General features: G+C 62.5%; 20 protein-coding genes. 10 read left to right on the top strand and 10 right to left on the bottom strand.

Annotated elements, in window-relative coordinates:
• Positions 1-91: 91 nt before the first annotated feature.
• Both E4P32_RS08815 and E4P32_RS08810 read right to left on the bottom strand, forming a co-directional pair.
• On the bottom strand, positions 92-1,210 hold the full coding sequence (locus tag E4P32_RS08815; protein WP_233526647.1) for an asparaginase: 1,119 nt from the start codon (positions 1,208-1,210) through the stop codon (positions 92-94).
• Positions 1,211-1,483: 273 nt separating this feature from the next.
• Positions 1,484-4,117 (bottom strand): excinuclease ABC subunit UvrA, encoded by a 2,634-nt coding sequence (locus E4P32_RS08810; RefSeq protein ID WP_116434533.1) that lies wholly within the window; start codon positions 4,115-4,117, stop codon positions 1,484-1,486.
• A gap of 293 nt (positions 4,118-4,410) precedes the next feature.
• Between E4P32_RS08810 and E4P32_RS08805 the strand changes: the two genes are divergently transcribed.
• From E4P32_RS08805 to E4P32_RS08795, 3 genes are all read left to right on the top strand, one after another.
• Positions 4,411-4,824, top strand: a complete 414-nt coding sequence (locus E4P32_RS08805) for a CopG family transcriptional regulator (RefSeq protein WP_116434534.1) — start codon at positions 4,411-4,413, stop codon at positions 4,822-4,824.
• Positions 4,825-4,846: 22 nt separating this feature from the next.
• On the top strand, positions 4,847-6,001 hold the full coding sequence (locus E4P32_RS08800; RefSeq protein WP_116434535.1) for a PHB depolymerase family esterase: 1,155 nt from the start codon (positions 4,847-4,849) through the stop codon (positions 5,999-6,001).
• Between the two features lie 226 nt (positions 6,002-6,227).
• Positions 6,228-6,893: a response regulator transcription factor gene (locus E4P32_RS08795; protein ID WP_116434536.1), complete on the top strand. Its 666-nt coding sequence runs from the start codon at positions 6,228-6,230 to the stop codon at positions 6,891-6,893.
• A gap of 22 nt (positions 6,894-6,915) precedes the next feature.
• Here E4P32_RS08795 and E4P32_RS08790 read toward each other — a convergent pair whose 3' ends face one another.
• Positions 6,916-8,445 carry an MFS transporter gene (locus E4P32_RS08790; RefSeq protein ID WP_116434537.1) on the bottom strand — a complete coding sequence of 510 codons (1,530 nt, stop codon included), beginning with the start codon at positions 8,443-8,445 and terminating at the stop codon, positions 6,916-6,918.
• Between the two features lie 154 nt (positions 8,446-8,599).
• Here E4P32_RS08790 and E4P32_RS08785 point away from each other — a divergent pair, with 154 nt between their 5' ends.
• Both E4P32_RS08785 and E4P32_RS08780 read left to right on the top strand, forming a co-directional pair.
• Positions 8,600-9,493 carry a LysR family transcriptional regulator gene (locus E4P32_RS08785; RefSeq protein ID WP_116434538.1) on the top strand — a complete coding sequence of 298 codons (894 nt, stop codon included), beginning with the start codon at positions 8,600-8,602 and terminating at the stop codon, positions 9,491-9,493.
• 242 nt (positions 9,494-9,735) lie between these two features.
• Positions 9,736-11,442 (top strand): methyl-accepting chemotaxis protein, encoded by a 1,707-nt coding sequence (locus tag E4P32_RS08780; protein WP_147306545.1) that lies wholly within the window; start codon positions 9,736-9,738, stop codon positions 11,440-11,442.
• A gap of 11 nt (positions 11,443-11,453) precedes the next feature.
• Here the strand turns inward: E4P32_RS08780 and E4P32_RS08775 are convergent, their stop codons facing one another.
• Genes E4P32_RS08775 through E4P32_RS08765 form a run of 3 tightly spaced genes read right to left on the bottom strand, consistent with a single transcriptional unit; the run spans position 11,454 to position 14,131 of the window.
• Positions 11,454-12,221 (bottom strand): SDR family oxidoreductase, encoded by a 768-nt coding sequence (locus E4P32_RS08775; RefSeq protein WP_199525632.1) that lies wholly within the window; start codon positions 12,219-12,221, stop codon positions 11,454-11,456.
• Between the two features lie 46 nt (positions 12,222-12,267).
• Positions 12,268-13,242 (bottom strand): zinc-binding dehydrogenase, encoded by a 975-nt coding sequence (locus tag E4P32_RS08770; RefSeq protein ID WP_116434540.1) that lies wholly within the window; start codon positions 13,240-13,242, stop codon positions 12,268-12,270.
• A gap of 40 nt (positions 13,243-13,282) precedes the next feature.
• Positions 13,283-14,131, bottom strand: coding sequence for an alpha/beta hydrolase (locus E4P32_RS08765; protein ID WP_116434541.1), 849 nt, complete (start codon positions 14,129-14,131; stop codon positions 13,283-13,285).
• Positions 14,132-14,417: 286 nt separating this feature from the next.
• Between E4P32_RS08765 and E4P32_RS08760 the strand changes: the two genes are divergently transcribed.
• On the top strand, positions 14,418-15,038 hold the full coding sequence (locus tag E4P32_RS08760) for an ABATE domain-containing protein (protein ID WP_116434542.1): 621 nt from the start codon (positions 14,418-14,420) through the stop codon (positions 15,036-15,038).
• 37 nt (positions 15,039-15,075) lie between these two features.
• Here the strand turns inward: E4P32_RS08760 and E4P32_RS08755 are convergent, their stop codons facing one another.
• Complete coding sequence (locus E4P32_RS08755) at positions 15,076-16,044, bottom strand: MBL fold metallo-hydrolase (protein WP_116434543.1); 969 nt, start codon at positions 16,042-16,044, stop codon at positions 15,076-15,078.
• A gap of 163 nt (positions 16,045-16,207) precedes the next feature.
• Here E4P32_RS08755 and E4P32_RS08750 point away from each other — a divergent pair, with 163 nt between their 5' ends.
• Both E4P32_RS08750 and E4P32_RS08745 read left to right on the top strand, forming a co-directional pair.
• Positions 16,208-17,122, top strand: a complete 915-nt coding sequence (locus E4P32_RS08750; RefSeq protein ID WP_116434544.1) for a LysR family transcriptional regulator — start codon at positions 16,208-16,210, stop codon at positions 17,120-17,122.
• Between the two features lie 126 nt (positions 17,123-17,248).
• Positions 17,249-18,244 (top strand): alpha/beta hydrolase, encoded by a 996-nt coding sequence (locus tag E4P32_RS08745; RefSeq protein ID WP_116434545.1) that lies wholly within the window; start codon positions 17,249-17,251, stop codon positions 18,242-18,244.
• Between the two features lie 11 nt (positions 18,245-18,255).
• Here E4P32_RS08745 and E4P32_RS08740 read toward each other — a convergent pair whose 3' ends face one another.
• Positions 18,256-19,146, bottom strand: coding sequence for a LysR family transcriptional regulator (locus E4P32_RS08740; protein ID WP_116434546.1), 891 nt, complete (start codon positions 19,144-19,146; stop codon positions 18,256-18,258).
• 204 nt (positions 19,147-19,350) lie between these two features.
• On the opposite strand from E4P32_RS08740, the gene E4P32_RS08735 reads away from it, so the two are divergent.
• Complete coding sequence (locus E4P32_RS08735; RefSeq protein ID WP_116434547.1) at positions 19,351-20,253, top strand: cupin-like domain-containing protein; 903 nt, start codon at positions 19,351-19,353, stop codon at positions 20,251-20,253.
• A gap of 69 nt (positions 20,254-20,322) precedes the next feature.
• Here E4P32_RS08735 and E4P32_RS08730 read toward each other — a convergent pair whose 3' ends face one another.
• Entirely contained in the window at positions 20,323-20,655 is a 333-nt protein-coding gene (locus E4P32_RS08730) for a putative quinol monooxygenase (protein ID WP_116434548.1), read from the bottom strand.
• Positions 20,652-21,332 (bottom strand): type 1 glutamine amidotransferase domain-containing protein, encoded by a 681-nt coding sequence (locus E4P32_RS08725; RefSeq protein ID WP_116434549.1) that lies wholly within the window; start codon positions 21,330-21,332, stop codon positions 20,652-20,654. The genes E4P32_RS08730 and E4P32_RS08725 overlap by 4 nt, the downstream gene beginning before the upstream one ends.
• A 122-nt stretch (positions 21,333-21,454) precedes the next feature.
• On the opposite strand from E4P32_RS08725, the gene E4P32_RS08720 reads away from it, so the two are divergent.
• Positions 21,455-22,357, top strand: a complete 903-nt coding sequence (locus E4P32_RS08720) for a LysR family transcriptional regulator (protein ID WP_116434550.1) — start codon at positions 21,455-21,457, stop codon at positions 22,355-22,357.

Raw genomic sequence — 22,357 nt, 5'->3', positions numbered from 1 at the left:
CGAGGCTTGTTCCCGACCGGGCAGTCTCAGTTTTGAAGTTCAGTTCTCAAGCTCAGTTTTGAAACTCGATTCTGAAACTTAATTCTCAAGCTTAATTCTCAAACGCGGCCTGCAACTCCTTCTTGCTGGTCTTGCCCTGATGCATCAACAGCATCAGCAGCAGACGCGCCTTTTGCGGACTCAGGTCGCCCGCCATCACGGCGCCGGCATCGAACGTGGTCTTGCCGCCGCCCGGGAAGCCATACACCGGCATGGTGCGGCCGTTGTAGACGCGGGTCGAGATCACCACGGGGACGTTCTTGGACAGGGCATATTTCACCGCCTCGAACATGGAGACGTTCATGTTCCCCATCCCGACCGCCTGCACCACGATGCCCTTGGCGCCCTGGTCGACTGCATAGCGCAGCAGCGAGCCGTCGGCGCCGCCGAACATCGACAGGATTTCCACGCGCGGCATCTCGCCGGGACCGATGTCGATGTGCTGGCGACGCAATGCCGTGCGTGAAAACACCACCTTGTCATCCCACACTTCGCCGAGGAAACCGAAGTCGCCGGACTTGAAGGTTTCCACTGCGCCGGTGTGCGTCTTGGTCACGCTGCGGGCGGCGTTGATCTGGTTGTTCATCGCCACCATCACGCCCTTGCCTTTGGCGTCTGCCGTGGTGGCGATGCGGATCGCGTTGAGCAGATTGCGCGGGCCGTCGAAGTCGGATTCCGAGGCGTTGCGTTGCGCGCCGATCAGCACCACCGGCTTGTCGGACTTCACGGTCAGATCAAGCCAGTAGGCCGTCTCTTCCATGGTGTCGGTGCCTTGCGACACGACCACGCCGGCCACTTCTGGCCGGGCCAGCGCATCGTCGACCGCCTTGGTCAGACGCGACCACCATTTCGGCTCGACGTAGTTGGCCGACATGTTGGAGAAATTGTTGACTTCAATCGTGGCGAATTTGCCGGCGTCCGGCACGGTCTTCATCAGATCGTCGCCCGAAATCGCCGGCACCACGCCCTTGGTCAAGGGATCGATTTTCATGGCGATGGTGCCGCCGGTGGCGATGAACTGCACGACGGGCTTGCCTTGCGCCAGCGCGGCGCCCGATACCAGGCAGCAGACAACCAAGGCGAGAGCGGAGCGTTTCGGTTTGAGGATGTGGAAGAAGGTTGTGACGAGGTTTTGCGGACGCTGCGTTACGGAACATGCAAAGCGATTCATGTTGTCTCCTGATGTTGTATTTATAGAAATGGCGTCAGAACGGAGAGTCAGTTCGAAACCGGCAATCCGGATCTGGCCTGCGAAACATCAGCAAGTATCAGGCCAATCCGGAAAGCGCACATTGGCCGCTGCAAAGCCTTGATTTGATTGCCTGTTTCTCATTGTCATCATCCACCGGTGGCGGAATTCCAGAATTTGGCATCGAAGACGTCCGACTTGTCGCAAAATCGCAGCGCCGTTACCGTTGCCGCAAACTCAGCCACCTCAGCCACCTCAGCCGTCAGTCCGGTGCTCCTGCAAGAACCGCTTCAGATACGGCGCCGTCCTGCTCTGTGAAACCTGTGCGAGATCGGCAGGCGTGCCGCTTGCGACTATCACGCCGCCCTCTTCACCTGCGCCCGGTCCGATGTCGATTACCCAATCACTGGCGGCGACGACGCGCATGTTGTGTTCCACCACGATGACGGTGTTGCCGGCGTCGGCCAGCGTGTGCAGTTGTGCAATCAACCGGTCGACGTCCGCCGGATGCAGCCCGGTGGTTGGTTCGTCGAGTACGTACAGCAGGTCGCCGCGCCTGGCGCGTTGCAATTCGGTGGCGAGCTTGATGCGTTGCGCCTCCCCGCCGGACAGTTCGGTCGCAGGCTGGCCCAGCCGCAGGTAACCCAAACCCACTTCCTGCAGCATGTTCAGCGAACGCAGCACCTGCGCTTCGTCGGCAAAGAATGCCGCGGCATCATCCACCGTCATGGCGAGCACCTCGGCGATATGCCGATCACGGTAACGTATCGCTAGGGTCTTGTCGTTGTAGCGCGCACCGTGGCAGCTTGGGCAGGGCGCATAGACACTCGGCAGGAACAGCAATTCGACCATCACTGCGCCCTCTCCTTCACAGGTCGGGCAACGTCCCTTGGCGACGTTGAAGGAGAAATGTCCCGCATCGTAGCCGCGCGTCCGTGCCGCCCTGGTTGCGGCAAAGATGCGCCGCACATGGTCGAACAGGCCGGTGTAGGTTGCCAGGTTGGAGCGCGGCGTCCTGCCGATCGGCTTCTGATCGACGCGAATCAGTCTTTTGATGCGCTCGAGTCCACCGGCGATGCGGCCGTGCGAGGCGATTGCTTCGCGATATTCTTCACCCTCGTCTTCCTGTTCTGTTTCCAAGGTCTGGCCAAGCGCCTGCGTGACCAGATCGACCAGCACCTGGCTGACAAGACTGGATTTTCCCGAGCCCGATACGCCGGTCACGCTGGTCAGCACGCCGAGCGGAAAATCAACATCCAGCCGGTTGAGATTGTTGCGCGTCACGTGGCGCAGTTGCAGGATGCCGTCCGGATTGCGCGGCTGCCGCAAAGGCGCGCGGTCGCGTGCGAACAGATAGCGCGCGGTTTCGGACGCCGTCACCGCTTCCAGTCCTGCCGCCGGGCCGCTGTACAAGACATGCCCGCCCTTTTCGCCGGCGGCGGGTCCGACGTCGACGATCCAGTCGGCATGCCGGATGACGTCCAGCGCGTGCTCCACCACGAACAGCGAATTGCCGGATGCCTTCAGACGATCCAATGCATGCAGCAGGGCTTCGGTGTCGGCCGGATGCAAACCCGCCGAAGGCTCGTCGAGTACATACACGACGCCGAACAAATTTGAACGCACTTGCGTGCCCAAGCGCAACCGCTGCAACTCGCCCGGCGACAAAGTCGGCGTGCTGCGTTCCAGCGTCAGATATCCCAGTCCCAGTTCCAGCAAGACATCCAGGCGCGCCACCAGGTCGGCGGCGATGCGCTGCCGGACGATTTGCTTTTCAGGATGCGCCTTGGCGTCGGCGCTTTTCCTGCCGGCATGCCCGGCCACCAGCGGCCGGAAAATATCCCCCAGCTGACGCAGCGACAGGCGCGAAATATCTGCAATATCGTGGCCGGCGAAGGTCACCGCCAATGATTCCGGACGCAGGCGTTTTCCCTGGCACAGGGGGCATTCATTGCTGACCATGTATAGGGTGACGCGTTTCTTCATCGACGCGCTTTCGGTGTTGGCGAAGGTCTGCATCACGTACTTTTGCGCGCTGGTGAAGGTGCCCTGATAGCTCGGATCTTCCTTGCGCCTCAGTGCAGCACGAACCTCTGCCGGCGTGAAGCCGGCATACACCGGCACCACCGGCTGCTCGTCGGTGAAGAGAATCCAGCGGCGGTCTTTCTTCGACATCTCGCGCCACGGCGTATCGACGTCGTAGCCGAGCGTGACCAGGATGTCGCGCAGGTTCTGGCCGTGCCACGCCGTTGGCCACGCTGCAATGGCGCGCTCGCGGATGGTCAGCGTATCGTCCGGCACCATCGATTGTTCGGTCACTTCATAAACCCGGCCGAGACCGTGGCAGCGTGGGCAAGCGCCCTCGGCAGTGTTGGGCGAGAACGATTCGGCATACAACAAGGGCTGGCCGGCCGGGTAGTCGCCGGCGCGTGAATACAGCATGCGCAAGGAGTTGGACAGCGTGGTGACGCTGCCGACCGATGAGCGCGTCGTCGGTGAACCGCGCTGCTGCTGCAATGCCACCGCCGGCGGCAAGCCGGTGATCTCGGTCACTTCCGGCACCGGCATCTGATGAAATAGCCGTCGCGCATAGGGAGACACCGATTCCAGATAGCGACGCTGCGCTTCGGCGTACAAGGTGCCGAACGCCAGCGAGGACTTGCCCGAGCCGGAGACGCCGGTAAACACCACCAGGGAATCGCGCGGAATGTCGAGGTCGACATTCTTCAGATTGTGTTCGCGCGCGCCGCGCACTTGCACGAAACCCGGCAGCGAGGCAGGTACAGGCGTAGGTTCAGATGCATGCGCAGGCGACACGGAAAGTTGCGGCGGGACTGAAGAAGAACGAGGAGAGAGCGGGGACGGTGAGGGGGCGTTCTTTTTTGGCATGGGGCGACCTTGAGGAAGATTCCAGCAAAAACCAAGCAATCAGTATCTGCCACCGTCGTCGCATTGCGTAGCGGCGTATCTGGATAACACGCGTAAGAAATCGTGACGGCGGGCACTGGACGGTTCCGGCTCGCTCTCGCCTTCTCCTCCCTGTTCCAGAGAATTCTTGTCTTTGCCAGAAATTGGCATATACTCCAAACACCATCCACATGGATGGCATATGGATTCCAAAAAGTTTCCATCAGGCCAATACGGCTACTTAATTGCTTTTATCAATAAGAAGGAGAACAGCAATGTCGGTCACAGAACTTAAGCCACGCGTAGGAGACAGCGAAAAAGTCACGATCAATCTTGGCGTTGTCGATCTGGGCCAGATCGACCTGCTGGTGCAGGAAGGGTTTTACACCAATCGCACGGACCTGATCCGCACCGCCATCCGCAACCAGCTGGCAGTCCACTCCGATGTGGTCAAACAAACCATCGTGCGCAAGAGCCTGGTGCTCGGCTTGCAGGCTTTTTCCCGCCAGCAGCTGGAAACCAGCCGGGCCAACGGAGAAAAACTGCAAGTCCAGGTGGTCGGACTGGCCACCATCGCCGCCGACGTCTCTCCCGAACTCGCAGCAGCGGTCATCGATTCGGTGACCGTCCTCGGCGCCTTTCACGCCAGCACCGCCGTCAAGGCGGCCCTGGCGGGACGGATCCATTAGCTTCATCATTCAAAGGAAATCCATGTCTCAGCTCGGCGATATACATGCACGCATGGCGGAATTCACCCGCCGCCTCAAGTCGGAAGGCGCAGGCAAGACCACGCAAGTCATCCAGGATGCGCTTGCCACCGCCGGCCTGACATCGGCAGCCACGCCACCCGGCGCCGGGCAATACAATGTCGCGCAAAACTTCGTCACCGACTTCATGGCCCGATTTGGCTTCGGCCCTGCCGGCGCCGGTGCGCCCGCATCGCAAGCCGAACCTGAGAATGCCGATCTGAACCGCGGCAAGTTTGTCGACGGCGCCTACGCCAACGCGGCAGGCAGTCGCCGCTACAAGGTGTACATCCCATCCGGCTACGACGGTCAGGCCATGCCGCTGGTCGTCATGCTGCACGGCTGTACGCAAGATCCCGACGACTTCGCGCGCGGCACGCAGATGAACGCGCTGGCCGAAGAACAGGGTTTCCTGGTGGTCTATCCCGCGCAGGAATCGTCCGCCAATTCGTCCAAATGCTGGAACTGGTTCAAGTCCATGGATCAGCAACGCGGCCAAGGCGAACCCTCGCTCATCGCCGGCATCACCAATGAAGTGATCGATCAGTACGGTCTCGACCGCAAGCAGGTATTCGTCGCCGGCCTGTCGGCAGGCGGCGCGATGGCCATCATCATGGGCTCGACCTATCCGGATCTCTACCAGGCCGTCGGCGTACATTCCGGATTGCCGTATGCGTCCGCCAACGATCTGACGTCGGCATTGAGCGCGATGCGGGGCGCCTCGTCCTCGTCTTCACGCCGGGGCGGCGCCTCCGCCAAACTGGAGGCGATTCCGCTCATCGTTTTTCATGGCGACCGCGACACCACCGTCAATCCGTCCAACGGCGCCGGCCTGATCGACGATTTCGTCACCAGGTTCCAGCAAACGGAGGCGTCCGCAGACAAGATCAGCACCGTCGTGGAAGAAGGAAAAGCCGAAACCGGTCATCGCTATTCGCGCACTTCGTTGCACGTCGATGGTCGTCCCGTGCTGGCCGAGCACTGGCTGATTCACGGCGCCGGCCACGCCTGGGCCGGCGGCAGCGAGCACGGCTCTTACACCGATGCCAAAGGCCCGGATGCGTCGAGAGAAATGCTGCGTTTTTTCAGCACCCAGGGTGCGGAAAGCCAAGCACTCTGAAGCGCAGACATCGCACTTCGGAGAGCGGCTCATCATCGCTTTTCATCGTCGCGGGCGGCAGCAAAATGGCCGGGATTTCCTGGTCTGATGTGCGCCGAACTGCTGCCGCTTTCCGACAAGTCCGGACAGAAATTAACCACCTCCCGGCCATTTCCGACGCGCTCTGACCTACGCAAGAGTATGGTGCTATACTCGCCAAAATTTTTACCATGGGGAAGGCCGGAAAATGGCTCGGGTACTACTGTTGGAGGATGAGGCCGACCTGCGCAATGAGGTCGCCGACTTTCTCCTGAGTGAAGGTTATGGCGTATCGGAAGCCAGCAATCTTGCAGAATTCTTGCGTCAGGTAGACGACGCCGACATCGCCATCATCGATACCGGACTGTCCGACGACAACGGCTTCGACATCACCGAACAGCTCCACCGTACCCATCCCCATATCGGCACCATCATGCTGAGTTCGCGCGCCGGCATCGACGACAAGATCGAAGGTCTCAAACGCGGCGCCGACCACTACCTCATCAAGCCGGTCCGTCTGCGGGAATTGTCCGCCTATGTGTCGTCGGTCTCGCGCCGCCTCGGCAAGGACAGCTGGCGCCTGCACTTGCTGGAACGGCGCCTGTATGCGCCGGACGGCCGCTTCCACGAAATCAACGCGATGGAAATGCTGCTGCTGCAACTGCTGGCGCGCAACATGGGGCAAGTGGTGCATCGCCAACAGATCGCCAAGGCCTTCGGCGTCGAGTGGATCGACTACGACGAGCGGCGCCTGGACCAGATGGTCAGCCGCCTGCGCCGCCGCTGGCAAAACCTGACCGGCGAAAAGCTGCCACTGCGCACCGAGCACGGGCAGGGTTACAGCTTTTGCGAAAGCATCGACATCGTCGATTGATATTGGCCTTCATGATTGACCTTCATTCATAGGCCGATATCGGCACCGTCCTCTTGCGACCGAAAATCGCCAGGCTCAGCGCCGCCAGTAGCCACACGCCAAAACCGCCGTACAGCATGAGCACGCCGAAGCCGTGCGTCAGTGCAGCCTGCGCCAAGGCACCCGCAGCCTCCGTTCCTGCGAATTGCAGCGCGCCCTGCTGCAGGTTGCCCGCCGCAATCGACGCCGCCGCCTGACGCAACTGCGTCGCCGACGATCCCGCCGCGACGTGCTGCTGCAGATAAGACTGCACGCTCTCCAGCAACAACAAACCCATCGCTGCAATATTGATCGCCAGCGTGATCAGCCGCGCACTCATGTCGATGCCCGACGCCATGCCGGCGCGATTGGACGGTACCGAACCGGTGGTGGTATTGGTCACCGGCGTGTTGGTCAGGCCCAGTCCGATGCCGGCGATCAGGCAACCCGGCAGCATCGCCAGCCAACCCGCCTGCACCAGGCCGCCGTTGCTGCCCCCGTACATCAGCATGAAACCGGCGCCAAGCATGAACAGCCCAGCCGGAATAACCGTTCCCGGCTGGAAGCGCAAGGACAGGCGCTCAGCGAACGGCGGCACGATCAGCGTGGGCAAGGTGTAGGCCAACAACGCCAGACCCGCCTGGACGGTATCGTAGCCGAGCACCGCCTGAAAATAGAGCGGCAGATAGATCATCAGCGGCCAGAAGCTGAAATTCATCCCGACCGAACCGAGCAGCGCGCCGCTGAACGCGCGGATGCGAAATACGGAGAAATCGAACATCGGATGCGCGACGGTGTTTTCCACCCACAGGAAGACAACAAAACTCAATGCCGTCGCACCGATCAGCGCCAGTCCGGCAATGCTGCCGTAACCGAAATCAGCTCCCTGCGTGATGTAGAACGTCAGCCCGAAGACGGCCAGCGACAAGGTGACGATGCCCGTAATGTCGAGCCGGCCCGCATGCGCATCGCGCGACTCCGTCACGCCGCGCAACGCCAGCAACAACGTCAGCGCAGTCAGCGGGACATGCACCAGGAACACCCATTTCCAGTCCAGCAGGGCCACGATGCCACCGCCGATCAGCGGGCCGAAACCGAGGCCGGCGCCGAACACGATGCCGAAGGCGCCGAAAGCGCGACTGCGTTCATGCCCGCCGCGAAACTGATGCGACAGGATCGCCAGCAGGCAAATCACCATGGCGCCGCCGCTCATGCCTTGCAGGAAACGGCTGACGATCAGCACCGACACGCTGGTTGCCAGGCCGCACAGCAGCGAGGTGACGCCGAAGCAGCACATGGTCGCGATGAACAGGCGCTTGCGGCCGTAGCGATCGGCCAGTGTGCCGGCCGCCATGAGCACGGTGGTGCAGGCGATGGTGTAGGCATTCATGATCCACTGGAGGTCGGCGAGGTCGCCGTGCAGCAGACGTTCCAGCGTCGGCAGGATGACCGGCACGCTGGAGATCTCCAGGCCGAACATGAGGGCGGCCAGGCAGACCGAGGCGAGAGCCAGGGAGTTTTTCGAGGAGGACATTGCGGAGACCCAATTAACAGTAAGCGAATTCCGGTCGCCGATTGCAGACGGCCGAAAGCAGACCCCGATTCTGGGCAAGGCTGATTTGTGATACAAACGATTTAATTTCGCAGCACTTATTAATTTCCATCATCAATAGACCGTCCGTCCTGCAATGAACCTTGATCCCGCGCTGTTGCGCACCTTTGTCGCCGTGCTCGACACCGGCAGCTTCACGCGCACCGCCGAGCGCCTGCACCTGACGCAGTCGGCGGTGAGCCACCAGATCCGCCGGCTGGAAGAACAACTGGGCCGACCGCTGTTCCAGCGCACCACGCGCAGCCTGGCGCCAACCGAGGACGGCGAGGACCTGCGCCGCCATGCGCAACAGATCCTTGACGCGCTGGATGCATTGGAGAACCGCTTCCGGCCATCGCCGATTTCGGGCGAGGTGAAATTCGGCGCGCCGGAGAATTTTGTCGGCGATCGCCTGCCGACGCTCCTGTGCCAGTTCGCGCGCTCATTCCCGTCGGTGCGCCTGGACGTGCGCGTCAACATGCAGCTCGACCTGCGTGCACTGGTCAGGAATCGGGAGCTGGACCTGGCCGTGGTCATGACCCCGACGGACAGCGATGAAGGCACGCACATTCGCCAGACGCAACTGGTGTGGGTGGCGGCGGATATCTTCGAGCTGGCGCCGGACCGGCTGCTGCCGTTCGCCTTTTTCCCGGCGCCGTGCATCAATCGCCACGTCGGCATCAGCGCGCTGGACGACACCGACGTCAAATGGCATACGGTGTTCACCTCGCCGAGCCAGCAAGGCATCAGCGCAGCGATCCTGTCGGGCCTGGCGATTTCGGTATTGCCGCAGGAAGACGTCGAGCCGGGCATGCGCATCGTCGACGGCGCCTACGGTCTGCCGCCGCTGCCCAAGGCCAATTTCACCTTGATTTGCAGCGGCGAAGGAAAGACGCCGGCAGTGCAGGCTTTCGGCCAGTTGATTCTGGACGTGTCGCAGGAACTCACCGTGGCAAAGAAAGCGAAGCGGGCGCGCAAAGGCTATAAATAATAGCGAGCGCCGCATAAATTCTTGTTAACCCGGGAAAAATCTCTCATCTCCGGCCGCGCCCCGCAATACGCCGCTCTCCGCCTTTTCAATGTGCTGAAATCCGCTTCCTGCGTGCCTTTACAGCCCATTCAAGGTCTTGCCTTGCATCAATACTGAGAGTAAACATCCGTCCTTTCCGCATAAATATAAAAACGGGCGGAATCAGGCGTTGATGCTTTTTCAATCAATTGAACGGGACGGACATGTTGGCATTCATCAGGAATCTGAAAGTGGGGGTGCGGCTCGGCGCCGCATTTGGCATCGTGGTGTTGCTGCTGATGGTGGTCGCCGCGACCGCCGTAATCAAGATCACGAACATCAACGGCGCAGTCGACCAGATGATGAACGAGCGCTACCTAAAGGTGCGGCTGGCCTTCGAAGTGCGCGACGGACTCGACGAACAGATCAGATACCTGCGCGGCATCGTGATCGATACCACGCGTCCTGAATTCAACAAGGTCCGCTACGAGCGTCTCGACGAGGCTTCCAGAAAAACTCAGGAAGCCATCAACAAGATCGACGCCAATCAGGTCACCGAGGTCGGCCGCAAGCGCGTCAAGGCGCTGGCCGATGCCGCCCGCAATTTCGATGCCGCCAAACTGGAAGTGATTACCCAGGCGCGCGCCGGCAATGCCGATGCCGCCGCCGACGCGGTGCTGCGCAAACTGCTGCCGTCGCAAAATGCCTTCCTCGAATCCGCCAACAGCTTCGTCGAGGTGCAGGACAAGCAATTGCGCATGGCCGGCGCCAGTGCGTTCGCCGAAGGCACCACGGCGATCAACGTGATCCTGGCCTGCTCCGCGCTGGCGGTGCTGGCCTCGCTGTGCCTGGGCTTCGTGCTGACGCGTTCGATCGTGCGACCGCTCGGCGAAGCGGTGCGCATGGCCCAGCGCGTGGCCGCCGGCGACCTCGGCAGCATCATCGAAGTGAAGTCGCGCGACGAAACCGGCCAACTGATGGATGCGCTCAAGCACATGAACCACAACCTGCACCGGATCGTCAGCGAAGTGCGCACCGGCACCGACACCATCACCACCGCCTCCGGCGAAATCGCCTCGGGCAATCTCGACCTGTCGGCACGCACGGAACAGCAGGCCGGCTCGATCGAAGAGACCGCCTCCGCCATCGAACAGATGACCTCCACCGTCAAGCAGAATGCCGACAACGCACACCAGGCCAACCAACTGGCGGTGTCGGCGTCGGGTATCGCGGTGCAAGGCGGCGAAGTAATGGCCCAGGTGGTCAGCACCATGAACGACATCGACACCTCTTCGCGCAAGATCGTCGACATCATCGGCGTGATTGACGGCATCGCCTTCCAGACCAACATCCTGGCGCTGAACGCGGCGGTTGAAGCGGCGCGCGCCGGTGAGCAAGGTCGCGGCTTCGCCGTGGTGGCGTCGGAAGTACGCAGCCTGGCGCAACGTTCGGCTGCGGCCGCCAAGGAAATCAAGTCGCTCATCGACGACTCGGTCGCCAAGGTCGACGACGGCAGCAAACTGGTTGGCAAAGCCGGCGCGACGATGGAACAAGTGGTCGCCAGTGTCAGGCGCGTGACCAATATCGTGGCGGAGATTTCCGCCGCGAGCAGAGAACAGCGCACCGGCATCGAAGAGATCAACCGCGCCATCACGCAAATGGACGGCGTCACGCAACAGAACGCCGCGCTGGTCGAGCAAGCCGCCGCCGCTGCGCAATCGATGCAGGAACAGGCCGAACGCCTGTCGCAGGCGGTCAGCATTTTCAAACTTGGCGCTGCCGTCGCGGTTCCGGATGTCGCGCGCACGGCTGCAAAAATCCGCGACGTGACGCCGAAACCCGTGCAGCTTCCACACAAGGCGGTGAAGGATCTTCCGGCAAAGGCGATGGCTGCCGCCGCACAAGGCGACGACAGCTGGGAGAGCTTCTAGACGGGCACGCCTCACATAGCCTTGATTTCCCCGCCATCCATGCGAATCGCCGACCCGGTCATCCACTTCGCCGCCGGCGACACCAGGAAGGCCATCAGCTCGCCGATCTCCTCGGGCTGGCCGTAACGGCTGATGCCGGCGGCGTCCAGGAACTTCGACTTGGCGTCCTCCACCGACATGTCGTGCGCGGCCGACCATTTGCCGAGGAAGGATTCGCGCCGTCCCGTCATGACCGGGCCGGGCAACACGCTGTTGACCTGCACGCCGTCCTCGATGCCGCGCTCGGCAAAGGCCTTCGCCAGCGAGACGATGGCGGCGTTGATCGCGGCCACGGCGGCAAACCCGGCCTTCGGCACCGCGGCGGAATTGCCGGAGGTGACGATCACCGATCCCTGGCTTGCCTTCAAGGCTTCCCACGCGCGTATCGTCAGCCGGCGCGCGCCGTGGAATTTGAGCGACATGCCGGCGTCCCACTGCGCGTCCGTCATCTGGAACAGATCGATCTGCGGCACATCGCCGGCGATGTTGACCAGCGCATCGATGCGGCCGAAGGCGTCGAGCGTCTTGCACACCACCAGGTCGGGCGCGGCCGGCGTGCTCAGGTCGACGTCGATCACGAGCGCCTGTGCGCCGGCCTTCTCCACTGCAGCGGCGGTATCCGCCAGCTTTGCGGCATTCCTGGCGACCAGGACCACGGCGCCGAAATCCCTGGCCAGACGAATTGCGGTGGCGCGGCCGATGCCTTGACTGGCGCCGGTAACGATGGCTGTTCTCTTCATGTTGTTCATCCTTGATGTGTGTTGATGTGTCAGTAATTTGTCTTGATCAGTCGACCAGCACGACCATCTTGCCGTTGGCCTGGTTGGCTTCCATCGCGCGATGCGCGGCATGGATCTCATCGAATTTGAATACCCGCGACGGCTTGGCCTGATAGCGTCCCAGCGCCACGTCGCGCGCGATGTCCTGCAGCGGCACATCAGACAACGGGAATTGCGGCGTGCCGAATACGAAGCTGCCGAAGAAGCTGAAATGCACGCCGCTCGGCATCTGCAGCAGCGGATTGAAATCCGGCACCGACGCCAGCCCGCCCAGGAATCCGGCCAGGCAGACACGCCCGCCGCGCCGCACGATCGCCAGCGAATCCATCACGACGCTGTTGCCGACCAGATCCAGCACTGCATCGACTTGCCCGGCTTCCGCCAGCCGCGCCGACAACGATGGTCCTTCCAACTCGACGCGCGTCACGCCGAGCGCCTCCAGCATCGCGAAGCGTTCCTTGCTGCGGGTGGTGGCGATGACATGCAGGCCCGCATTGACCGCCAGGTTGACCGCCGCCTGGCCGAACGACGAGGTCGCACCGCGGATCACCAGCGTCTGGCCTTTGCGGATGTCAAGATTGCGGAACAGGCAGGTCCACGCGGTGGCGTAGGACTCGGGCAGCGCCGCCAGTTCTTCCCACGGCAAGTCCGATTCGATGGCGACCACGTTGTCGACACGGGCGCGGGTGTACTCGGCGTAGCTGCCGTTGACGGTGCGGCCGAGACCGCCCATCAGCGTTGCGACTTTCTGCCCGACGGCAAATTCGCAGCCCGGACAGGCGGCGACGATGCCCACGCATTCGATGCCGCTGACCGGCGCCGACTCGGCCCATTCGCCGCGGCGCATGTGCATTTCAGCGTGATTGATGCCGAAGGCCTTGACGCGGATGACGACGTGGCCGTGTTGTGGTTCCGGCTGCGGCAGGTCCTGATAGACCAGCCCTTCGACCGGACCGTATTGCTGGATGACGATGGCGCGCATGGCGAACCCTCTCTGATGTTTGTGAACGTTATGGATGCGCTTACAGGAAGGCGCGGATCTCGGCGGCGATCTCGACCGCGTGCGTCTCGAGGGCGAAGTGGCCGGTGTCGTAGAACACGATCTTTGCGCCCGGAATATCGCGCCTGAACGCCTCCGCACCGGCCGGCAGGAAGAAGGGATCGTTGCGTCCCCACACCGCCAGCACGGGCGGCTGATGCTTGCGGAAATAGGCCTGGAATTCGGGATAGCGCGCGACGTTGTCGGCGTAGTCCAGGAACAAGTCCAGCTGGACCTCATGCGCGCCCGGCCGGGTCATGTAGAAATCGTCGAGCGAATAACCGTCCGGCGACACCGCGTCAATCTCGCTGACGCCATGCGTGTATTGCCACAGCGTGGCCTCCGGCGTTAGCAGTTGGCGCAGCGCGTCGCGGTTGGCCTGGTTGGGCGCCTGCCAGTATTGGCGGATCGGATTCCAGCCGTCGCTGAGTCCTTCCAGATAGGCGTTGCCGTTTTGCGTGACGATGGCGGTGATACGTTCCGGATGCATGGTCGCCAGTCGCAGGCCGACCGGCGAACCGTAGTCGAATACGTAGATCGCGAAACGCTCCAGCTCCACCACTTCCGTGAAACGGGCGATCACCCGCGCCAGGCTTTCAAAGGTGTAGTCGAACTGCTCGCGCGGCGGCATCGCGGTGCGGCCGAATCCCGGCAAGTCGGGCGCCACCAGATGGAATTGCTCCGCCAACAGCGGGATCAGGTCGCGGAACATGTGGCTGCTGCTGGGAAAGCCGTGCAGCAACAACAGCGTCGGCTTGTCGCGCCGGCCCGCTTCCCGATAGAACACTTCCAGACCATCCACCACCACCTTCTTGTTGCGTATTTGCTTCATGACGGGCTCCTCGAATTGAATAACTGGTTAAATTTCAATTTAAAGGTTACTTATTCATTTGTAACCTGTCAAACTATTTTTTAACGGTTATTCAATCGAATCATGGAAGTTCAATGAAAGGAGCGCATATTCATAGGGATGGCGCACTGTTGCAGGGATACGGCGAAATACGGCGATGGCCTTCCGGCACGCTGCCTGGGCTCTGCCATCAGAAGATCGGTAACTTCTGATAAATCGTTTATTAAGTTACTATCTGGACAATCACAGCACGAAAGGATGTCGCAACATGGACCAACAACTGCCGCCGCCGATGTTCCTGGCCGATGCCCTCGGCCTGGATTTCTTGAACTCCGTGGCCACGCCCGTCGACACGCCGGTGGAATGGCTGAGCTCGGGCAAGGATTTTCTGGCGTGGCTGAGCGCGGCGAAGCTGGCGCCGGCGTCCGTGCTGGAAGAATTTTCCCGCAGCGCAGGTCCGGGCGAACTGGATGCGATCGCCGCGCAGGCCAGAGGATTGCGGGAGTGGTTCCGCGACTTTGTCGTCCGGCACAAAGGGCAGCCCTTGCCTGATTCGGTCGTCGCCGAACTGGAGCCGCTCAACCGTTTGCTGGCGCGCGATGAAGTGTTCGTGCAGATCGTTGCGAGTGAAGCGAATGGCGTCGCCCGCAAGAAGGAGCGCCGCTGGCGCACGCCGGAGTCCTTGCTGCTGCCGCTGGCCGAGGCGATGGCGAACGTCGTCTGCGACGACAATTTCACCTACGTCAAAGCTTGCGAAGGCCCGGCCTGCACAATGCTGTTTCTGGACAGGACCAAGGGCCATGCGCGCCGCTGGTGCAGCATGGCCGTGTGCGGCAATCGCGCCAAGCAGGCGGCGCACCGGTCGCGCAAGAATGAAGGTAACGGGTAAGGAATAAGGCTGTGCATGCAGCCTTATCCGGCCATGCTCAATGCGGCAGGGTGTAATTGACTGGCTGCCAGCGATAACCGCTGCCGTCCTTGGTGATGTGGCCGATGCCGGGGAATGGCAGATGCGCCCCGGCCACCAGTTCGCGCTGATCGGCAATGGCGTCGAACGCGCGCCGGCGATCGGCCATCGCTTCGTGTTCGTCGCTGTCGAAGGCGATCGTGACTTCCGGATGCTGGAACTGGATCGCGCCCACATGCACCAGGTCGCCGAAGATCGTCAGCCGTTGTCCCTTGCTGCTGACCCCGTAGGCGTTGTGACCGGGCGTATGGCCGTAGTTCGCCACGCTGCTGATGCCGGGAGTCAGTTCGCTGTCGCCGTCAAACGGTACGAATTTGCCGGCGGCGATATAGGGCCGCAAGACGTCCACCGCCACCGTAAATGACTTCTTGCCGCCACGCAGCGCGGTCGCCGCATTTTTGGCGCTGAGCCAGTAATCGGACTCCTTGCGATCGGCGCGCACGACGGCATTCGGAAACACCCGCTTGCCATTTTTTGCCAGGCCGCCGGCATGATCCAGGTGCAGATGGGTGAGGTAGATTTCATCGACCTGGCCGGGCTGGTAGCCGGCGGCTTTCAGGCTCTCGACCAGGTGGCCGCTGTTCTTGTCGATGGTGCCGCCGGCGCCGGTGTCGATCAGGACCAGCTTCTTGCCGGTGTTGACCAGATAGGCGTTGATCGAGGTTTCGATCGGATCGGTCAGGAAGGCGTCGTTCAGCTTTTTGGCGATCTCGTCCTTGCCGATGCCGTCCAGCAGCGCATTGGCCGACAGGCTGTTGGTGCCGTCCGACAGTGCCGTCACTTCGACATTGCCAACCATCAGGCGGTAGTAGCCGGGCTGCGATTTTTGCAGCGGCGCGGCGGCATGTGCGGCGGACGTCGACCATCCTGCCAGCGCCAACAGACCGGAGGCGACAAGTTTCATGGTGAAGAATTGTGGGGTTTTCATTGTGCGGATTCCATCAGGTTGATTGCTCCCGGCCGCATTTGCATCGGTGCGCCTGCCGGCCGTGGAGAGGTACCCGCAAATGCTACTACTGATGAATTTCAACTAAAACAGTAGAATCATCACAACATAAATGCGCCTTTCTCAATAATCCCGTCAGCGATCCATGGACATCAACTTCGACGAACTCCGCGCTTTCCTGGCGCTGGCCCGCAGCGGCTCCTTCGTTGCGGCCGGTCGCGAACTGCGCCGCGATCCGGCCGTGGTGACGCGCCGGCTGCATGCGCTTGAGACGCGCCTGGGAATCCGGCTGGTCGAACGCACCACGCGCCGGGTGGCCCTGACCGAGGCGGGACAGGCCTATCTGTTGCGCGTCGCGCCGCTGGTGGAAGACTTGCAGGCGGCGCAGGAAGAAGTCGCCGGCTTCGGCGCCGGCGAGGCGCGCGGCCATCTGCGGATCACGCTGCCGGCCAGTTTCGGCCGCATGTGGATTGCGCCGATCATGATCGATTTCCTCAAGGCGCATCCGGACGTGACAATCGAAGCGAACGCCGACAACCGTTTTGTCGACCTCATTGCCGAACGCTACGACCTCGCCATTCGCCTGGGCGAGCTGCCGGATTCGCGCCTAGTGGCGCGCAAGGTGGCCGGCCGGCGCCGCCTCATGTGCGCCAGTCCCGCCTACCTCGAGAGCCACGCCGCCATCGTCGTGCCGCAGGATCTGGAACAGCACGACTGCCTGTGCAACAGCGCGCGCGTCACGCCGGAGCAATGGCGCTTTCAAAAATCCGGTGGCGTCCAGACCGTGAACGTCACGCCGCGCATGGCCTCGGGCGATTCAGAATTGCTGGTGAAAGCGGCCCTGTCCGGCCTGGGCGTGATGCACACCTCGGACTGGTACGTCGGTCACCACCTGGCCTCGGGCGAGCTGGTCGAAGTGCTGCCCGACTGGCCGCTGGCGGACAAGGGCGCGGTCTACATCGTCACGCCGGCCGCCGCCGGTACGCCCGGCAAGACACGGGCATTTTCGGATTGGGTGGCGGCCCGGCTGACGCCGCCGCCGTGGCTGGTGGCGCGCTGATCATTCTCGAATTCGCAAAGGTGCATTCTCGCGCACGGGAATTCTCTTCCCTGTTGTCCTCGGTAACACTGGCGCTGCCGTATCGACCTCGATACGCCCCACCAACAACACCAGAAGGAAATGATCATGCGCCAGAAATCCATCTTTGCGGCTGCGGCCCTGCTCGCCGGCCTCACCTCCAATGCTGCCAATGCCACCAATACCACCTCTGCGGCAGAACACGTAAAACCATCGGCCTCATCGGCTCCGGTCGGCTACCGCAACGTCACCGTCGACGGCGTCAGGATTGCTTACCGCGAAGCCGGTTCGCCGGACAAGCCGACGCTGTTGCTGCTGCACGGCGTGCCGAGTTCATCGCGCATGTACGACGGCCTGATGCGCAAGCTCGGCGATCGATACCATCTGATCGCGCCCGACTATCCGGGCTTCGGCAACAGCGATGCGCCGTCTCCGGACAACTTCGCCTATACCTTCGATCACCTGGCGCAGGTCATGCAGAAGTTCACCGTCGCCGTGCAGGCGCCGCGCTACGTCCTGTTCATGCAGGATTACGGTGCGCCGGTCGGCATGCGCATGGCGACGGCGCAGCCGGATGCGGTGCAGGGCACGATTTTCCAGAACGGCAATGTCTACGAGGAAGGACTGGGCGCCATGTGGGCCACGCGCAAGCCGTTCTGGAACGACCGCGCCGCACATGAGCAGGCAGTGCGCACAGCGCACCTGTCGCTGGCGGTGACCCAGGGCCGCCATATCGGCACCGATCCTGCAGTGGAAGCCTACGATCCCGATCTGTGGATGGATGAAGTGGCCTACCTGAACCGGCCCGGCCAGGCGGCGATTCAGGCCGACCTGATCTTCGACTACCAGAACAATATTGCCGCCTACCCGGCCTGGCAAAAGTGGCTGGCGGCACATCAGCTGCCGACGCTGGTGGTATGGGGCAAGTACGATCCGGCCTTCATCGTGCCGGGTGCGGAGGCCTTCCGGCGCGACTTGCCGAAGGCGCGCATCGAACTGCTGGACGCCGGTCACTTTGCGATGGACACCAAACTCGATGAGGTTGCAGCGCTGACCGATCAGTACATGCAAGTCAATCGCAAGGCGTTCGCTGCAGGGAAGTAGTTACTGCATAGTTACTGCAAGCTCTCGTCACGCCGCAACGCTTCCACCGTCATGTCGATGAAGGTGCGCAGCTTGCGCGTGGCGTTGTGGCCTTCGCGATGCACGACATGGATGGGCATCGCGGGACGCTCGAAGTCTTCCAGCAGCAATTCCAACTCGCCACGCTGCAGCGCCGGTGCGACCTGGTACAAGGGCAAGCGCGTGATGCCGAATCCGGCAACCGCCATGGCCGCGGCAGAATCATTGGTGGTGGTGGTCATGCGTGGATGGATGCGAATCTTGAGGTCGTCGCGGAAACGCAATTCCGGCGTGGGCGTGATGCCGCTGGCCGTGACGATGACATGCCCGCTCAGGTCTTCGGGACACTGCGGAACGCCATGCTGCTGCAGGTAAGCCGGCGCCGCGCACAGCACCTGCCGCACGCGTCCGACCGGGATCGCCTGCAGCGACGAATCCGGCAACGCGCCGATGCGCACCGCGACGTCGACGCCCTCGTCCACCAGGTTGACGTTGCGATCGATGAACCAGCAGTGAATGTCGACTTCGGGATAGAGAGTCAGGTAATCGCGCACAACCGGCGCCACATGCATGCAGCCGAAGCCGACTGTGGCGGTCACGGTGAATTGTCCCTTGGGTGTCGAATGCGCACCCGTCGCCGTGCTGTCGGCGTCATCAAGTTCAGCCAGGATGCGCCGGCAATTTTCGGCATACACGCGTCCGGTATCGGTCAGGCGGACGAAGCGCGTGGTGCGCGTCAGCAGGCGAACGCCCAGGCGCTCCTCGAGTTCCGTGACGGCGCGCGTGATCACCGACGGCGACACCTTGAGCTTGCGCGCCGCCGCCGAGAATCCCTCGGTATCGACCACGGCCAGGAACGCCGACATGGCTTGTATCCTATCCATAACCCTGCCTGTTTTGGAGTGAAGCAGGTGATGGCGTGCAAAAGCCTCTCCCGCGATGGCGAGATTCTACGCGGCTTCAGTCAGCGTCGCTTCCGCCGCCAGGACGTCGTCCATCGGGTTTCTTCCCCGTTCTCTATAGAATACGCAGATGACTCCCGACGATCCCGGCTTGCCCGCTCCATCCACGACCGCGACAGTACAAGAATGAAACAGGAAAATGACCGCCAGCGCGCAGCCCGGCTGCTGCCGCCGCGACCGCAAACACCGCTGTCCCCGGAAGACGCGCTCGCCCGAAAACAAGCGCGCGAGCAGAAGGACGCCGAGGTGCGCGGCGTCGCTTCGATCGCCGCCATGCGCGAGGCCATCAAACGTGCAAGTCGCGACCTGCCGGTCATCGCCGAAGTGCCGCGCGTGGGCTTGCCCGACACCGCCGCCTTCAACACGCTGGCGGCAAAAGGCCTGCCATTCGTCATCACCGGTCTGGTCGAAAAATGGCCGCTGTCTGCGCTGACGCCGCAAACCCTGCGCGAAGAATTCGGAGAATTGCAGGTGCGTGCGCGCGTCGGCGATTACGTCAACACGGCGTTCGCGGCCGATCGCGCGATGCAGGACATGTCGCTGCGGGACTATCTGGATCTGTCGACGGAGGCCGACGCCAATCCTGACTTGCCGCCCTACGTCGGCAATCTGGAAATGCGCCCGTTGAACCGGCTGTGCCACTGGCCGGCTTACTTCAAGAAAATGGGACCGCCGCGCTTCTGGCTCGGTCCGGCGCGCACGGTGACGCCGCTGCATTGCGACTATGACGACAACATCTTTGCGCAGATCCGCGGCGTCAAACGCATCTTCCTGGCGCCGCCGCATCACGATGAATTCCTCTATCCGCGCGAAGCCAACGCCATCCTGTTCGGCTCGCCCTTCGATCCGGAGGCGCCGGATTTCGACAAATTTCCACTGGCGCGCCAGGCGGCGCTGACCGAATGCATCATGCAAGCCGGCGAGCTGCTGTACGTGCCGGCGGGCTGGTATCACCAGGTGCGCGCGCTGACGTTTTCGTTGTCGGCCAATCGCTGGGCCAGGGCGCAGCCGCTGGTGCTGAGTTCCTGAAAAAAGACGCTCCGCATCCGGGACGACTGCAGCAGTCACCTCGGATGCGATCGGCGTACATCAGCCGCTTCAACCAATATCGCGCGGCTGCAACAACTCCACCCGGCGATCAGTCAGCAACGGCAGCACGCGTCCCACCACCAGTTCCTGGTAATGCGCCGACTGCTTGTGTGCATCGAGCGCCGCCTGGTCGCGGTAACGCTCGACCAGCAGGATGCTGCGCGGCACATCTACACTTTGGTACACCTCGTAGGCCAGGCAACCCGGTTCCGCCAGCGACTTCGGACGCAATTCGGCGATCAGGGCGAGCACGTCGCCGTGCGCTCCGCTGGCGGGTTGCCAACGGGCTACCACCGTGATCGCGGCAGCTGCATTGTCTACTGCATTGATTGCGGCGCTCATTGCGATACTCCTTGCAACGCGTCAACCATCGCTTCAGCCAGCGCTGCGCCCGAGGCCGGATTCTGGCCGGTCAGCAGACGACCGTCGACCACTACGTGGGATTGCCAGTCGTCGGCCGCTGCGTACTCGGCGCCTTCGGCGCGCAGTGCGTCTTCGAGCAGGAATGGCACGTCGGCCTGGGCGTAGCCGGCTTCTTCATGGTTGGAGAAGGAAGTCAGCTTGCGGCCGCGCACCAGCGGCGTGCCGTCTTCCAGCGTGACGCCGAGGAAGGCTGCCGGGCCGTGGCAGACTGCGGCGACGAGCTTGCCGGCGTTCCAAGCGCGGGCGATCACGCGCTTCACTTCAGGGTCGGTGGCGATGTCGCCCATCGGGCCGAGGCCGCCGGGGAAGAAGATCGCGTCGTAATCCAGCACGTCGACTTCGGACAGCTTGCGGCTGTGCGCCATGCGGCGGATGGCGGCGCTGTTGCGGAACGCCAGCTGGGCCGGATCGTTGGCGTCGTAGCCGTCTTCCGGCGGCGTGCCGCCCAGCGGCGAGGCGTATTCGACGGCGATGCCGGCGTGATTGAAGACTTCATACGGATGGGCGACTTCCGGGAAAAAGTAACCGGTAGCGCGCTTGTTCGGACCGATCTCGGCTGTGTTTGTCAAAATAAACAGTACATGTTGAACGCTCATGGCAATCTCCTTGTTCCAAAAAACCGAGACATTTCGGTTGAGAAGAACGATATCAAGGGGAGCAAGCGTCCGGTAGCACCGCCGATGATGACGCAGTGTCAAACAATATAATACAATCAGGCATGGATAACCCCTCCCCCATCCTCGATGAACTGCGCGCCATGGCGATCTTTGCGACCGTCGTGCGCAGCGGCAATTTCGCCGCCGGCGCGCGTGCGCTGGGCCTGACCCGCGCCGTGGTCAGCCACCATATCCGCGCACTGGAAGCCAAACTCGGCGTGCCGCTGGCCCTGCGCAGCACGCGCAGTTTCAGTCTGACGCCGGCCGGGGAAGCCTTCCGCGTGCATTGCGAGCGCCTGCTCGACGAAGCCCACGACGGCATCCGCGGCATGGAGCTGCTGCGCGCCGAGCCGCGCGGCGAAGTGCGCATCACCTGCTCGCATCACTTCGGCAACAAGCGCATCCTGCCGGCCTTGCTGGCGTTCCGCCGACGTTATCCGGCCATCCGCCTGCAAGTGGCGATGAACGACGCCAACGTCGATCTGGCGAATCAGGGTATCGAACTGGCGGTGCGCGCCGGGCCGCTGGCCGACTCGTCGCTGGTGGCGCGCCGCCTGGTGCGCGAACCGACCATGCTGTGCGCCGCGCCGGCCTATCTGCGCCGGCATCGCGCACCGGCCTCGGTGGCCGAACTGGAACAGCATCGCTGGGTGATCTATCCGCCGGGCCAGAAGGCGCTGACCGTGCGCGCCGGCGGCGAAAGCATCGAAGTCGCCGTGCAGGGCGACCTGGTGACCGACAGCGCCACCTCGCGGCTGGCCTTCGTGCTGGCCGGTGAAGGCATCGCCCGGCTGCCGGCCTACGATGCCGGTGCGCTGCTGGCGTCAGGGGAACTGGTGCAGGTGCTGCCGGAAGTCGAAACCGCGCCGCTGGAAATCTACCTGGTCCACTCGCAGCGAGTCGGACCGAGCGCACGCTTGCTGCGCGACTTCCTGCTGGAGACGGCGCGCGACAATACCTGGTAA

The sequence above is a fragment of the Herbaspirillum sp. 3R11 genome, assembly GCF_004563925.1.
GTDB lineage: Bacteria > Pseudomonadota > Gammaproteobacteria > Burkholderiales > Burkholderiaceae_D > Herbaspirillum.
Note: the sequence above shows the minus strand (reverse complement) of the source record. Positions and strands in the feature narration are given on the sequence as shown.

Excerpts from the sequence above, each read along its gene's own strand:
- E4P32_RS08815 (WP_233526647.1), bottom strand. The coding sequence starts at position 1,210 with ATGAATCGCTTTGCATGTTCCGTAACGCAGCGTCCGCAAAACCTCGTC.
- E4P32_RS08810 (WP_116434533.1), bottom strand. The coding sequence starts at position 4,117 with ATGCCAAAAAAGAACGCCCCCTCACCGTCCCCGCTCTCTCCTCGTTCT.
- E4P32_RS08805 (WP_116434534.1), top strand. The coding sequence starts at position 4,411 with ATGTCGGTCACAGAACTTAAGCCACGCGTAGGAGACAGCGAAAAAGTC.
- E4P32_RS08800 (WP_116434535.1), top strand. The coding sequence starts at position 4,847 with ATGTCTCAGCTCGGCGATATACATGCACGCATGGCGGAATTCACCCGC.
- E4P32_RS08795 (WP_116434536.1), top strand. The coding sequence starts at position 6,228 with ATGGCTCGGGTACTACTGTTGGAGGATGAGGCCGACCTGCGCAATGAG.
- E4P32_RS08790 (WP_116434537.1), bottom strand. The coding sequence starts at position 8,445 with ATGTCCTCCTCGAAAAACTCCCTGGCTCTCGCCTCGGTCTGCCTGGCC.
- E4P32_RS08785 (WP_116434538.1), top strand. The coding sequence starts at position 8,600 with ATGAACCTTGATCCCGCGCTGTTGCGCACCTTTGTCGCCGTGCTCGAC.
- E4P32_RS08780 (WP_147306545.1), top strand. The coding sequence starts at position 9,736 with ATGTTGGCATTCATCAGGAATCTGAAAGTGGGGGTGCGGCTCGGCGCC.
- E4P32_RS08775 (WP_199525632.1), bottom strand. The coding sequence starts at position 12,221 with ATGAAGAGAACAGCCATCGTTACCGGCGCCAGTCAAGGCATCGGCCGC.
- E4P32_RS08770 (WP_116434540.1), bottom strand. The coding sequence starts at position 13,242 with ATGCGCGCCATCGTCATCCAGCAATACGGTCCGGTCGAAGGGCTGGTC.
- E4P32_RS08765 (WP_116434541.1), bottom strand. The coding sequence starts at position 14,131 with ATGAAGCAAATACGCAACAAGAAGGTGGTGGTGGATGGTCTGGAAGTG.
- E4P32_RS08760 (WP_116434542.1), top strand. The coding sequence starts at position 14,418 with ATGGACCAACAACTGCCGCCGCCGATGTTCCTGGCCGATGCCCTCGGC.
- E4P32_RS08755 (WP_116434543.1), bottom strand. The coding sequence starts at position 16,044 with ATGAAAACCCCACAATTCTTCACCATGAAACTTGTCGCCTCCGGTCTG.
- E4P32_RS08750 (WP_116434544.1), top strand. The coding sequence starts at position 16,208 with ATGGACATCAACTTCGACGAACTCCGCGCTTTCCTGGCGCTGGCCCGC.
- E4P32_RS08745 (WP_116434545.1), top strand. The coding sequence starts at position 17,249 with ATGCGCCAGAAATCCATCTTTGCGGCTGCGGCCCTGCTCGCCGGCCTC.
- E4P32_RS08740 (WP_116434546.1), bottom strand. The coding sequence starts at position 19,146 with ATGGATAGGATACAAGCCATGTCGGCGTTCCTGGCCGTGGTCGATACC.
- E4P32_RS08735 (WP_116434547.1), top strand. The coding sequence starts at position 19,351 with ATGAAACAGGAAAATGACCGCCAGCGCGCAGCCCGGCTGCTGCCGCCG.
- E4P32_RS08730 (WP_116434548.1), bottom strand. The coding sequence starts at position 20,655 with ATGAGCGCCGCAATCAATGCAGTAGACAATGCAGCTGCCGCGATCACG.
- E4P32_RS08725 (WP_116434549.1), bottom strand. The coding sequence starts at position 21,332 with ATGAGCGTTCAACATGTACTGTTTATTTTGACAAACACAGCCGAGATC.
- E4P32_RS08720 (WP_116434550.1), top strand. The coding sequence starts at position 21,455 with ATGGATAACCCCTCCCCCATCCTCGATGAACTGCGCGCCATGGCGATC.